This is a genomic window from Ruegeria sp. N10 (assembly GCF_056531545.1).
In genome coordinates this window covers 1-14529 of the sequence record NZ_JBQFLY010000027.1, presented here as the reverse complement: position 1 = coordinate 14529, position 14529 = coordinate 1, and the positions used below count along the sequence as shown (strand labels likewise).

Annotated in this window: 8 protein-coding genes; 5 read left to right on the top strand and 3 right to left on the bottom strand. The window is 49.3% G+C overall.

All coding sequences use genetic code 11. From position 1 onward, the window contains the following. The first annotated feature begins 883 nt into the window (after positions 1-883). The 4 genes from ACR0JI_RS20420 to ACR0JI_RS20405 all read left to right on the top strand — a co-directional run bounded on the left by ACR0JI_RS20420 (position 884) and on the right by ACR0JI_RS20405 (position 8345). Positions 884-1342, top strand: coding sequence for a hypothetical protein (locus ACR0JI_RS20420; RefSeq protein WP_480496352.1), 459 nt, complete (start codon positions 884-886; stop codon positions 1340-1342). Next, positions 1308-2276 carry a hypothetical protein gene (locus ACR0JI_RS20415; RefSeq protein WP_480496354.1) on the top strand — a complete coding sequence of 323 codons (969 nt, stop codon included), beginning with the start codon at positions 1308-1310 and terminating at the stop codon, positions 2274-2276. Before ACR0JI_RS20420 ends, ACR0JI_RS20415 begins: the two co-directional genes overlap by 35 nt. Positions 2277-2341: 65 nt before the next feature. After that, positions 2342-5470 carry a peptidoglycan-binding domain-containing protein gene (locus ACR0JI_RS20410; RefSeq protein WP_480496356.1) on the top strand — a complete coding sequence of 1043 codons (3129 nt, stop codon included), beginning with the start codon at positions 2342-2344 and terminating at the stop codon, positions 5468-5470. Positions 5471-5747: 277 nt separating this feature from the next. Next, the gene (locus ACR0JI_RS20405; protein WP_480496358.1) at positions 5748-8345 is read left to right on the top strand and encodes a Tle-like phospholipase domain-containing protein; all 2598 of its coding nucleotides are present in this window, start codon (positions 5748-5750) and stop codon (positions 8343-8345) included. A gap of 723 nt (positions 8346-9068) precedes the next feature. Here ACR0JI_RS20405 and ACR0JI_RS20400 read toward each other — a convergent pair. The 3 genes from ACR0JI_RS20400 to ACR0JI_RS20390 all read right to left on the bottom strand — a co-directional run bounded on the left by ACR0JI_RS20400 (position 9069) and on the right by ACR0JI_RS20390 (position 13756). Continuing rightward, a complete protein-coding gene (locus tag ACR0JI_RS20400) occupies positions 9069-9464 on the bottom strand; it encodes a hypothetical protein (RefSeq protein WP_209508281.1) in 396 nt (131 codons plus the stop codon). A gap of 86 nt (positions 9465-9550) precedes the next feature. Continuing rightward, a complete protein-coding gene (locus ACR0JI_RS20395) occupies positions 9551-11920 on the bottom strand; it encodes a peptidoglycan-binding domain-containing protein (RefSeq protein WP_480496360.1) in 2370 nt (789 codons plus the stop codon). Between the two features lie 600 nt (positions 11921-12520). Then, positions 12521-13756, bottom strand: a complete 1236-nt coding sequence (locus tag ACR0JI_RS20390; protein WP_480496362.1) for an LCCL domain-containing protein — start codon at positions 13754-13756, stop codon at positions 12521-12523. A gap of 335 nt (positions 13757-14091) precedes the next feature. On the opposite strand from ACR0JI_RS20390, the gene ACR0JI_RS20385 reads away from it, so the two are divergent. Continuing rightward, entirely contained in the window at positions 14092-14268 is a 177-nt protein-coding gene (locus ACR0JI_RS20385) for a hypothetical protein (protein WP_480496364.1), read from the top strand. The last annotated feature ends 261 nt before the right edge of the window (positions 14269-14529 follow it).

Below are 14529 nucleotides of genomic sequence, written 5' to 3'. Positions count from 1 at the left end.
ACTACATCGCAGTTGTTTGAATCCTTGCCGCTCAAGCTTGTTGACCGTGTTGACGAAATTTGGCGCGAAGTTGTCTTCTGACTGGGCCAAATGATCTTCGACGCAATCGCATTTCCGGATACAGAGGCATGTATTGTTGCGTTTTCGCCCAAAGAGTTGCTGATGGAGCCTTGAAACCGCCCCGGTGAAACCATTTTGAAGCGCATTGTTCCAGTTATTCCGACTTTCTTGAACAGCACCTTGCAGTCTGCTCTGTATCTCCGAGAGCCTTCCAGATTTTTGGGGTCGTTGGCAATAAGCCATCGCAACGTGCAGATCGGATCAGTATTATTGCGCAATACTGTAACAGCGTCTTCGGTTGCAAGATCTTCAGAGTTGAATGAAGAGTCGGAAAAGTAGAGGAGGCTCTCAAAGGCAGCCCGCGTTTCTTTCCCACCACACCATCTGCGCCGCCTGCTGCACATCCAACCCTCTATAAATGAACCACAGCGGTCAGAGTGGTCCAACAATTGCCTATAGTCGCATTACATTTGACCTATTTTCACCTGTTTTTTGGACGTTCAGGAGAGGGTGGAGTCCTGAGCCATCAGTATAATCTCCCGAGGTTCCCCAGTAGAAGGGCAGGGGAGAACCAGAGCAAGAAACCTGTTCATGGCCTCAACTTGGGCGATCTAGAGAGTTCATTTAGGTGCCTATGAGATCATAGAAATTCTCAGAAAATTTGACTTTTGTATCCTTTCTGCAATCTGCGGAATGGGTTCATCATCTGGAGCCAGCAGTTTCGCTAACCGCCCCCTCCGGGGATGACCGCGAAAACATGGCCAGGGGCTCTGCCCCGTGAACCCCGATTTTGATTGCAGAATTCTTTGTTGGAATTGCGTTCATGAGCAAGAGTGAGAAACGGAAACTGGAAAGGCTTCTCGGCATCCGAGTTTCGACTGCTGTCGGGGATGCGCTTGATCTCGTGGCGAACCGGTATGGCGTCTCAGGGACCTCGGTTGCCAGGGAGGCGATCATACGTTTTCTGGAGGATGAGCTGCCCGATTGGCATTCAAAACCTGAGGACCTAGTCAGCAGAAAGTCTCCACGGGGCAGGGGGCCAACTAAGCCCTCTGTTGAGGCTATGGAGGCCGCGTCGTTTGTCGGCGAGATGGGACGAATTGGAAACCTTACCAATCAAGCCATTGCCATGGTGCACTCTGCCAGGAAGGGTGGCGTGATGTCTGAGCAGCACACCGCGGACATCATGGACTCTCTGATGGACCTCAAGGCGCTCGAAGAAAAAATTTTGGATAGGATGGACGCAGTTGATTCAGGTCACGACCAGAATACCGACGGCTAATACCGCGAATTTCGCGGCCTATGTCGGGAGCCCAGGTGAAAACGAGGAGGTCACCTGGATCATGGGCTCCAAGTCCCAGATCATGGCTATGGGCGCTGTCTCTCAGTGGATGGGGAAGGCGTTCTCCGTCCGCCACCAAATCGTATCACCCGGACAAGAACTGTCTATCGGGCAACTGCGGCAAATGATCGAAAACTATTCCAAGGAATTCAATCTGAGCGACGATATCCGCCAGCGGATCTGTGTCGTTCGACACAAGAAGCCACGGGACGATGGCAAGCCCGGAAGCGAGTATCACTACCACATCGCGGTCCCAGAGGTAGACACAGGAACTGGGTTGGTGGTCAAAAACGGCTTTACGGCCCTGAGAAACGAAAAGCTGTCACGATTGGCCGAGTTGCAGTTCGGGCACGACATGGTTCCTGGTGCCATGAACAAGGCCGTCTACAATAACCTGGCTGAAAACCACCCAGAGATTGATCTCGCGCGCTTCCAGTTTGCCCTCGAAGAGGCCGCTGTCGAAGCTGGTATGAAAAGAGAAGATTGGCTGGAGTATCGCGCCGTGGCGGGGTTTTCCTCAAGAGAGCAGCAAATCCTAAACCGCAAACTGGAGCAGGCCGAGGCCAAGGATGGTGTCGACTATAAGAAGACCATCGACATCAAGAAGATCCGTAAAGAGCTCCAGTCACTCGCGCGCTCATCCGACGGCATATCTGCATTCTTGGCGGAAATTGAGGACCAAGGTTTTGATATCCAGCCCGGAAAAAAGGCTGGAATCTATAGGGTTTGGAGGGGTGGATTTGAGATCGGCTCGCTCGACCGTCTCTCTCGGCTTCCCCGCACAGAATTACATGAAGCCATATTATTACAAAAATCATTTGGAGGCAGATCACAAGAGAATCCGTCCATTTTCTTCGTCGGGCATGATCCTTGACGAAACCGCACTCACAGCGAATTGTAGACATACTGGTGTTGAGTTAGGTGATTTTGGAGGAGTGCATGTTTAGAGGGTTCGCTTACGCTATGGCCGTTTATGTGCTCAGTTCCTCTACACCTGCACTAAGCGAAAACGCATTGCCCAATGACGCAAATGCCAATGCCTTATTTGTAGATGCGGTCCAGACTTATAAACACGCTGAAAACCTTCCTAAGGAACAAGCCCGCGGGAAATATGAACTGGTTCGCTTGTACTTCGAGCAGGTTGTCGCCGGCTATCCGTCGACAAATGCAGGTCGGGCAATTCTATCACAAGAAAACCCGGCAGGCGTGAATCTGCAAAAGATTAGCTTCTCGGTTGATAAAGTTGGCAGTATTAATGCCACTGATGGTGCCAAGAGCGTAGCTAGTGATATTCTGAAGAGATATGCCGGTGACCTGAAAAGAATAAATTTGGTCGCCAACGTGGCTGACTATGCAATTCTATCCTGGGCAGCTTACGGAGATGAAGAAGGTCTGCGGGCAGCGGGAGACGCCGGGTGGCGCGAGGTACAGGGTTTTGAAGTTGACCGACTGCTAGTTGGTGATGTCTCCGCAAAGCTATTCATTGCTGGTGACGGAGAAACCGTTCTAGCTTTCCGTGGGTCTGCAACTCGCGGGGATTGGGTTACAAACCTGTATGGTACTGGGTCTCCGTCCACCTTGTTTAACGAACAAGTAGATGATGCTTTAGAACTCGCGGCAGAACTATCAAAAAAATACCCCAAACTAGGCTTTACAGGCCACTCGCTGGGAGGGCGATTGGCGCAAGCAGCTAGTATGAAAACTGGCCACCCAGCAGTTATTTTCAATTCCGCGCCGCTCGGGTTAAACGAAATGCGTGAATTGGGATTTGGTGGACTTCAAGAGGGCAAGGTTTCCGGCTTTCGTAGCCCGCAGGATCAAGTGTCAGGATTCTTTCGGCCCCAAGATGTCGAAATATCAAATATCGAAGTCGTTGATGCTGGTACCTTGGCCAACTTCAGTAATCTCAAAGACTACACTCACGCAATCCACGTTTTGGCTGGGGCAGCAAAAACGGTCAAGGTCGCTCGCAACGAGGGATGGCTTACAGCCTTGCTGCGAGATATGGCAACTTCTCCCACCAATGTTTCGCCTGCGGTAGACGAGGATTGGGGTCCTAACGTAGTCGCCGAACTGAATCGAGAACCTGGATACACTGAGTGTGGTGGGTCTGGAATGGAAGACTGTTGGCGTGAACTTGGTATGAATGAAGAAGCAGTCAAGTTTTCTGCGAGTGTAACACATCCCGATGACATCGCCTTCACTCGGGCCACAGCATTTTATGAGCTTGGCTCGCTAGACTTAGTTCAGGCTGAACGCAATGCGGACCCAAGTCGGCAAGACTTCATAGTAAATGGTCCAACAAAAGAGTTGCTGGTGCAACCGACCCATTATCTAGCTGGAGTATTTCAAGATGAAACGAGTCGCAGAATTATTCGACAGTACCCGGAAGCAACAAGTTGGTTTGGCGAAGTATATTCACATCGAACACTCCCGAATGGCACTCAACGCTTTGTATTAGCGGAGATCGCACAGGATCAGTGTCGTGGTTGTAGGATCATTGGGAGCGCGGTGACTTTCCTTGAGTTTGGAGATGAGACGGGCGACATGGTACGGCGCGTGCCAATTGGCCTGCATTCTTCCACCGTGGACTATTTCAAAAGTGTCACGCCTCAAGGAATGCGAACTCAACCAGCGGTACTCCAACTCGCTCTCAACTTACGGGGTTACGATGCTGGACCCATGGACGGTGCTGTCGGGCAACAAACAATCCGGGCGTTGCGGGAGTTTCAAGCTGATCATTGCCTTGAGGCCAGTGGCGCATTGAATGAAACCGTTGTTTCACTTTTGGGCTCGCCAGATCGTTTTGGGGTGCCCCCGTGCAATGGTCTTAGCTCCGACGTGATGGTAGCTCAAGCTGTTGAACCTCCAACGGTTTTCAACGGCACGCAGAATAAAATCTCCGGGACACGTATGTCTGGCTTCCTGGGGGCCAGTCAAGGAGGGACACCAAGCGCGGAGCCTCACCCCTGCAACGGTAGCTCTAACCCACTCGCGTGTACCGTTCAAAATGGTTTCGGTGCACGAAACTCAGATTTTTTGGATTCTTCGCAAGGGTCTGCTAATGCTGGTGTACAGTCTGGCGCACGGTTTCCAGGTTCAAGTTCATGGCCAACGGTATCAACGACTGACGTAGCAGCAACGGGTGTCTTTGGAAGCTGGTATGACGGGGGGCCAAATTGTGCACATACTGAAAACGGAGCGCAAACTGACGAACTGATCCTCCGGCTTTGGTATTGTGAAGTAGGTATTGAGAATTCAATGCCTCAAATACTTCGCCTTCTTGACGGAGTTTACATGAGCGAGGACCGGAAAACGTCTCTGATTGAGAACAGGGAAGACGAAATCCGCGTTATCCTCGTCGAAGATATCCCCGACAAGTTGGGCAATACAATCGGACCCAATACAGCTTACAATCCGGTGTTCCGTCGCAGTGAGATAGCATTTTTTCCACCGAAGATCGCTCAAGAAAGAGAAATCCCCCAAGGTTCTGGGTCGAATAACGACAGCGTCCAATCGAGCGAAGAACTTAGCTTAGCTTTCCAACGGTGTGCCATTGTCGAAAACGATATTGCCAGGCTTCAATGTTTTGACGGGCTTAGCGCACAAACTGAAAAAAATGAACCAAGTGCTCAAGAAGTGCCTGTGTATTTTAGCAATCGAGATTGGACGCAACTATTGCAAATGATGAACTTCCGGCATCGGCTCATGAAGTGGCCTCATACCGCGCAAGTCAACGATTGCAAGCTACAATTGAAATATGTCGTTTCATGGGTCAAAGGCAGTCTACAGGGCATAAAGGATGTTGGGGCCACAATCGATCTAAGGCTGCTAGACACCGAACTGAGTGGCGCCAGCAATATGCGAGACAGTGGGGCTGGCTTCAAGTTTGTAGCAAAGTATGGAAATGATTGGAGCCTATTTGGCTCACCTGGGGAATCTGGACCGCAGAGTGCCCATCGAAACCGAGTGCTGCACTGGTTAGTCGCTGAAGACCCTATCGATACTCAAGCTGTTTCAAAGCTGCTGTTGAATGCGGCTCGTCAATGCCAATTAACCGCTCGATAGGTCACACGGCTTTCCTTTTACGAAGTGCCTACAGGATAGAATTCGCATGGAGCCTGAAACTACTCCGCGGCAAAGGTGTCTGAACTAGGAAATAGCTGCAAAAAAAATGAACAACGGTTTGTGTCAGAATGGCATTGCCAACTTGTTTGCACACAGATGATGACGATCTGGTCTGCATTCGTCAGGCACATATTGACAGTATCTGCCATTATTTCTTGACCGCTTTCGCAAGCGGCTGGCAGGATCAAACGCGTATTGTATGAGTGGAGATACAGTAATGCTCCGATTTCTTTCCGGTTTGCTCGTCTACTTTTGTTTTGCGTCAGCCGCATTCGCCGACGAGCTTTTCAATGTTAATATTCTTGCAACTCTATCGGAGCGACTTGAGAGCCGCCAGTGCTACACAGAATGCACCATTGATAGTTGGAAGGTGCGAGCCACGAAGGTGCCCGGAAACGCTTCCTCTGGTTTAGTGGATAGGTTGTTTGTTTTTGAGTCCTCGAATGGCAACTGTGGAAGTGCGGGTTGTGCTGAAGCATATGTGTTGATGGACGAAACCAGACTGTACGTTCTGAAGTCCGGATTTGCCGTTAGTGTAACTGATCCGATCTCCGCTTCGGAGTTTCCAGGACCAAAGCAGCGAGCGTCCCTCAGAAGTATCCCAAGGCTCAATCAGGAAACTGACTTAGAACGAGAGCGGATTATGTGCGCAAATGAACTGTTTGTGGAAGCTGTTAAGAATTACCGTGAGGCAGCCGGATTAACCGAGGATCAGCGTGACCAAGCATTGTTGGGCGTTTGGCGTATGCTCAACCGTGTTAGAGTGGAAGCACCAACATCTCTACCCGCTTTGCGGCTTGCGAAAGGTGCTTCGCTTGGGGCAATTGATATCAACGAAGTGTGGAACGCCGCTGTGCGTTCTGGTTCAACGAAACCTCCGCAAGCTGATGTCTCAGCTACAAAAACCGCTTTGGCAAACGAACTTCTCGCCCAGTATGGAAGCGCCGACAAGATAGCAATCGTCGCAGAAAATGCGGACTATGCTTGGCTCTCGTCCTTGGCCTACGGAATTGATGAAAATGGAGCAACCCGACAATATCGATGCTCGGACAAACTCCCATTGAAGAACTGGCATGTGGTTCAGTCATTCAAGTTTGATAACGTAAATTCCGGAGATCTTTGGGCCACTCTCTTTGTTAACGACAATGGGCTCTATGTTCTTGCGTTTCGCGGTACCAAGCACCCCTTAGATTGGACTACTAATCTCTCCACTATAGCGAGCATTAAAACCGGGCAAATTTCAGACGCCAAAAGGCTGGCTAGTTATGTGACTGGTCAATTGGGATCAGTTATCTTCACTGGCCACTCCTTGGGCGGGAGGTTGGCTAACATAGCCAGAATGACGGTTGGTGGAAGCGCTGTGGTTTTTGATACTGCACCACCATCGCCGAAGGAACTGGTGGATGCTGCTCTGAACTCGAATAGTCAAGGAAGTCTAATTGGTTTTCGTGCGCCTGGTGATCCCGTATCAATTGCTACTGCCAAAGCTAATATCGAGATTGCTAACTATGTTGGGATTGACGGCGTTGAGTTCTCTGAATGGCTCAGTTCAAAAACGGGGCGCGAGGTCGTAGAAGACACCGAGATGCTAGTCGCAGGGTCTTTGCAGCAGCACAAAATTCCTCAGCTTGCTTTGGCTATGCAATATGTAAAAACGGTAAATCCTTGGGTGCAAGCTATAGCGAATTCAAACACCCAACCAGATCCAGATGTCGCATCGGACCCCGGACTAGCCAATGACGGGCAAGAGGTCGTCGCTGCTGAATCCAACAATGGTTCTAGCGGTGCGCTATGCGAAGAAACGAAAACCCCACTCGAAGGCGCTCCATTGAAGAGTTTGCTGTGGGGGGCGAAAATTTCAGGGACGAATGTTAAAGGCGTGAAGTGGGACGAATATTTGGCCAAGGGCGGTGATATTGGCAATACAATCTTCGTCAACGCGTCTGGAAAGGAAACTATTGGCGTCTACAAGATTACCGAGTCCCATGTATGTTTCAGCTATGGAACGGTTGCTAAGTGGAACTGTAAAACAGTTTCTGCGTGCATTAGTGGGGAAGCGCCTTGGGTGATCACCGACCTAGAGGGAAAACAAACTTCGCTAGTTCAGTACGTTGAACCCTATGGCTTTGCGCCATACCATACAAGTCGATGGGCGGATCTTGCATCAAAACAACAACTAGCGATTCCGCATGAGACTAAGCCCAGACAATACACACCTATTCCTCCAGACATGGAGGCTACAGCACTAGAGTTGGAGCGCCTGTTTTCGGGCCCTGGCCTGACATCAAACGTCGATCAAAACTCCTGTCAGATTACTATAACCTATAAATCCCCAATTGCCGGGAATCGAGATTTTACGTCAGGCGGATGGGAATGGTGGTTGGGCTCAAATACTAGTGGTCAGAACACCGTTGGTGTCGAGACGCAGATTTATTCAGTCGATCTTGAGAACTATGATGCCGCCTCAAGTCGGCAGGCATCGGCGCTTGGAAACACTACCTTAAACCCTATATTCGGGCGATCCTTCTTTCTTAGGTCAATCATCCAGAGGACAGACAATCAAACTTTGAATTCTGACAAGTCCCAAGCTATTGGCGGTTTTTTCTTCAAGGGACTTAATGCTCAAAGGATCAGTCAATTGTTGCAAGAGCTTTCTGATGTTTGTGCAGGAAGAGTAAAGACATTCGCGCAACAGGCCGAAGTTTCGAAAATGCCGCCACAACCGGAGCGTTCCACGGAATCTCATCACTGCTCGTCTGTAGACAACGACATTGCAAGACTACAGTGTTTCGATGCAGCATTCGGCGACAAATAGACTTCAGAAAGATTAACTCACGAAACGTAAAATCAGCATATAGTACCAACAATCAGTTTTGGGAAATCTCTGGTGCTGATCTGCGCTATTTGAGCCATAAGACTAACCTGATGGATGGTTATGGAAACCATATTTTCAAGAAGTGTTTGGTATGAATGAAAGCAAGTTATCCTTCGCACAGTTAACGGTAGGTCTTCTTATTTGCATCTTGCTGCTGTCAAATTGCGCTGTACCTACCGCAAAACTTTCTGAACAAGATGCCGCAAATCTAACAAACAGCGAACTGTGTGGGCGCTATGCATTTTCAACCAAAATCAATGAGGCGGTGCCGCTCTTGGAAAAAGAGCTTCGCAGGCGCGGTCTATCTTGCAAAAGCGAACTCGATAGAACAGTTGGTGATTGTTCCACAATGCAAATAGTTTCGTATGGGCCAGTTCCAGCAGCCCAGGGACAAGGCCGGCTATACACAGTAAGAAACTATTCTTCCGAACCTAGGCGCTTTCGCATCTACCAAGAAGGTATTTCTTCAATCGAATTTACTATCCACTCTAACTCCACTCAGAGATTCGGCGTGGGAACAAGCACTTTAACCTCGCTTATTGGGCAGTCAATTTCCAATGGAGATCGACCCAAACTATACGGCTGCCAAGTCACCTAGTGCCTCAGCTTACAGGGGCTGTTGAGCAGCCCCTGCTATGCCAGATTGATGAGGTTTGCGAAACCTTAGGACTCGGTTTGCAGACCCTTCTGTGCATCCGAGAATGCCAAGAAACCACCGATACCCAAAAGGACTACGCAAATGAGTGAAAAAACGCCGAAGCCAAAAGCCCAAAGAATGCCCAACGCAGCAATACCCATTAAGGCTCCGCCTAGTTTACCATTCTTAAAGGCCATGCCTGCACCCAAAATGCCAATTATTGGCATCAGCAAAGACATTGTCCTGTAGAACGCTAGAGTTGACTGAACGTCTGCGTTCACCCGAGCGGAATTGGCATCACCGTTGAAAGATGCGATTCCAGACATAATACCTGATCCTGCTCCCGCTAACTTGAATCCGACCACACCCACAAGCAGTGCGATTACACCACCAATTAATCCAAGAACTCCACCAACTTTCACTAGTTGCTCCTCTAATTCAATTCAATATTCGCCAGTATGTCTGCGCATTGGAACGTCAGTCAACTGATAAGTTAAAACCTGTCATCCTAGCCTTTGCTTGCATAAAATGAACAGCGATTTGAATCCCTTCCAGACATAGTCAGCTTGTAGTCAGCTATCCTGGCGTTCAACGTCGTCTTTCCGAGCAATAGCCCAAAGTTAGCGACAGCAGATATCGAACGTCCGTTCAAGGTGGCGTTGACCCTCGCGTTTAAACCCTGAGAGTTCCGTAGCGATCCAGTGTATCTGTTCCCGCCTGCGTGCTTGATGTTAAACACACCGTTTATTTTTATCGCACCAACGCGACTATTCGGACCACAGTTCGTAACGTAACGCCAATTTCCTGTTACATTACCTGGCCCAATCGCGATTGGTGGCGGCGGGTTGTAAAGCCTTTGATTGTCGGGATCATTTAACCAAACGGCCAACTTTTCATTTGACCGTACCTTCAACTCATCGAGGATCTGGTCATTGAGAAAGCTTGTCGGGTCAACACTTAGAGAGCTTTGCCACCGTGCGATTGCACTTCTAGTACCTTTCCCGACTTTTCCGTCAACTCCATTTGGGTCAAACCCCAAAACCAATAGCCTAGCTTGGATATCTCGAATTGCACCGCTTTCCAGTGATAATGCAGCTTCGCTTTCTTTCGTAGCGGGTGCGAAAGTGACTGCGCGATTGCTTTCAGGTGGTGTCTGTGTGGCGTTTTCCGCGGTAGCTTCGTTTTGCGGTTCTGAAGTATCGACGGTCAAAGAAACGATGCCATCAACCGAGACCTCAGCCGTAACTGACTTGTTCGCAAATGACGGTGAAAATGGTCCGCAGGAATCCAGCGCGGAAACGAAGTCACTGAAAAACTTGCGTGTGGCTGCATCTATCGTGGTTGTGTTTACCAGCTCGGGGAAACCCTCTACAGCACCATTCTGATCGACTTTAATGACGGCACGCAAGTCTTGGGTCGGCTGTTCGGGCAACGAGTTCCCAATACAATCGGAAATGGAGTTAGGCTCTTGTATTTTTTTCTCTTGCTGCTCCAGAAGGCTATCTAGCTCTGCCACATCAATTCCACCTACCTGTTCTTGCAGTAGAATGCTTACCGCCAAGTCAGTGGAGGGATGTTCAAAAGCGATTTGGTCAAGGAGCCGTTTCACTTGCAGCAATTCGGCGGGAGCCGTTTCAGTTCCTTGGTAGAGCTTCTCTGCCTCGTCTAGTATACTTTGGGCATCCTCAGGAGTAGAAATCGGCGTCGAGGAAGCTTCAGATTTAGTTTGGCCAACGGCCACTTCATTTGATTTGGAAACGCTTGTATCGTGCTGCCATTCGGCGTCGATTTCGCCACATGCTAAGTACGCCGGCCGTCCGGGTAGCCCTTTTAGACACATTATTGCACGGCTTTGTTCTTCCCCGTTCGGACGTCGTGCTACAACGTAAACAGATGCCGACGGGAAATTTTGTCGCCAGGTGGCATCTGCGTTCGGAACTGTTTTATCTATATGACTGTTCAGTGCGGAATGATCACCAGCGGCAATTGAGTCTGTAAGCGCCTCGAAGTGGGGTAACAACGCTGTAACATCCTCAGAGCGACCAAATAGCTGGGAACCACCGCGAGTAACGAACGTCAGAGCATTTTCGCCCGAGCGGATAGAGACTTCTCCGTTGTTGATGCAACCAAATCCTTGTCCAGATCCAGATTGGGACAAACCGGCAAAAATACTTCCACTTCCTTGTTGTCTTGCGTGAACAATGTTGTCATTCGAAAGACTGCACTTGGTCTCTAGTGTTGCTACCCCACCGCTTTCAAACATGGCCTCTGCAAAACTGTCGTCAGGCATCGGAAGGCGTCCCGAGAACGCGCGCATAACACCATCAGCCGTGTTTTGGCATCTTCGAGTTTGCCCACCGGAGAATTGACTGGGCCACACAATTTGAACTGAGGGAAATCCGCCGTTAGCACCATTTGCAGTTGTGGCATCCGTTACTTCGTACGGTATGCAGACCCAAAAGTTACCAAGTGTCCCCAGATCCAGGGAGGTTTCATCTCCGAACCAGTAATCTTTCCCTAGTCCAACTTGAAATGATACATCGAATTCCATCGTCTTTGGGAATCTTGCTGCTCGCTCTTCAACAGATTGAATCAAATCTTTCCGAAATTGACGCTGTTCGAAAGCCGACATCGCTTGCCATTTGCTCTGGTGCAAATTTCTTGTGAGGTAGTCCGCGACGTGATCAATCCGACTATTACGCTCATAGTCTTTCCCAAGATCATAGTAACCAAGCGTTACAGCAAACGACACGTAGTCGAACAAGTCAAAACTATTGATTGTGTGGAAATCGTATTTTTCTTGAGCACTGATGGCGTGTCCCAAAAAACCAAACAATCCACTTAGGAACAATGTACCAGTTAGTCTTGGGAAATTCATCTTAGTCTCCAAATGACAAAAAACCGTTTATGCGGCGACACTTCGTGCTTTAACCTTTTTCTCACGTCTGGGTGTTTCGTTCCTAATAGTTGGCTCGCATTTTCGGCCGTCGTCAAGTTTTTGAGCGTTAAGACCTTGGATCAGACACTCGGTCGTGTTGACCAAAAGTGATTCACAGCGCCCGCTGATCGCGATTCAAGAGTGTATCTGCGCTTGAGACTAACTTGGCACGAAACCTAATGCCGGAGGAGCGGGTGCTCTTTGAACGGTTCATCCATTTGATCCGCGCGCCGAACAGGCCCAGATCGTCCTCAATCGCTGGCTCAAGCAATACTATCGCACCCGCCCTTACCAAGCGATCAACATGTGACCACCAGCTCCCGAAACCGTATCAGAGGAACGATAAACCAGTGGCCCAGAAACAGGGGGGACAATCGGCCAAAACAATCAGGCGATAATAGGAGCGCTGATCCTTTACCAATCACATGGCTCTTGAGCGAGCAGTTTTCCGTGACGATTCCCGCACTAGCAAAATGAAGGGGTTACGAGTTTGAAAATTCGGCAGGCGTACAAAGCGCTTTCTCAAGCGTGACCGCCGCATTAGTCCTGATCCAAGACATTCTGAATGGCAGTTCCGATAGAGTGAAAGTCCAATCCTAAACCTACAGCATCACCAACTGGACCAGCCAACCCTGTTATTACTCCTACTGCTGAATTGGCGGCCTCATCTTCCTGACCGAATAGTAAGAAAGTCAGAGCGCTAGAAAGCGAATAAACTCCACCGGTCAATTGACCGCACACAGGTGCACCCCCACAGAAAGCAGCGCCTGTCGCAGTTGCAATATGGCCGAGGCCAGTATGAACAACCGTCGCGCCCAGTATTACTGAATCCAATGTATTAACATACGCTTGGCTTAAAGCTGCTTGGTCGGCATAGTACTTAGCAATTGCTTCAAGTTCTGCCGTTCTGCTGGAAGGAAACGAAGTCTCGTCAGGTGCTAGAGAATTATCATTCGCTGATAGTGGAGCATATAATTGGAAGGCATCTGGATAGATGGTTGATAAGCTCTCAACTCTTGTATTCGACTCGAAAAAGAGACTTATTCCCAAGCCTCCATGAGCCCCCCATTCTCCTTGAGGCCTTACGTACAAGTACCCTACGTGAATCAACTCTGCCCTGACCCGACCCCAGATTTGATTTTCAAATAACCAATGTCCAATGAAACCATCAGATACCCTGTCCGATACATGCATCACAGTTGTGCCTGCTGGATAGGTTCTTTTTGGAGAGGGTGCTGGGCCACGCAGTATTTCGCGCTCGACACCTCGTACGTCCGTAAGGGCTATCAGTTTTTGCCCATCAAAATAGTAAAGGTCTGCGCCGCTCGACCACACGCCTACAAACTCGTCGAGAAATGAATTGCCCTTAGAGAAATTTGCACTTCTAGCCTGTTCAGCAAAAATATCGGCTAACGATACGATTGGCCTAACCACATACCCAGGGCCGCCTGATGCCTTGCTGCTACGAACGCCGTTACGGAAGCCCTCGGGGTAGGTTGAAAGACCCGCAACCGGCTCTATGGCGATAGTGCCATTTCCACCAGCATCCAACAGGCCTTGGTAAAAGGCGGCTTTGCAAGGATCGGAACCTTGTTTGTAAATTCCGTCGCCACTTAGGCGTGGTCCGTATGAACCGCTACAATTACAAATGGTTATCCGCCAAGGCTTACTGTAAGGCCAGCAATCAGGGAGGTCACCGAAGTCAGATGGTTTTGTTACTTGGGCAGCTGCCGCAAGACCAGACCATATCAAAATCGCTACTAAAACGGATCGCAAGTCAACCCTCACATGTTCTGAGGAGGTTATTGAAGTATTCGTATCATTTCATGGTGTCTGATCTAAACTAAAACCTCCCGATCTAAATCTCCCAGTTTGTCTGGCAGTATGGCATAGAAATCAAATCGCACAAATTTTCTACGCTAGCTATGTATAGCGGGTTGCACTAAATCCGCCGCTCGGTTCCGCGCAAAATTTGCGCACGCACAAGATCGAATTAATGCGCAACGCGTCCATACAAGCTTTTTCTTCTAAGTGACGCCAGTTCGTCAGATGGTGCCGGTGAGGTTTTCGACGCCGGGGCTTCTTCATCCTGTCAAGGTGCGCGGCTGACCATGCTTGAACTGGCTCCTGATGATTTATCCGGCGGGAATCTGTTGAGGTTCTTCATGATGACAGACGCTGATTGCCAGCTCACTTGCGTGGAACAACTGGTCACGGTCCACTGGCTGAAGAGCATCCCGACACAGCTCATTGTCTTGGTCAATCTGGTTCATTACTTTATCAGCTGATGACTATTTTTGCTGAGATACAAGCCTAATAGACATCAAAATCTGCAATTCAGTAAGCAAGGATGGAGATTTTTAGGGCCCAATAACGAGGAAACCCCGAACCATTTCTGATCCGAGGCTGCCTGCGGTGGCTGTAGACCCTGAGTAGTGCGAAAGACGAGCAAAAACAATGTTGATTTCCGCTGAGAAGTGACCCGGTAAGCCAGATAATTTTCACTGAGAATTGACCCATGTGAGCACATTGCCCCGACGTTTTCGTTT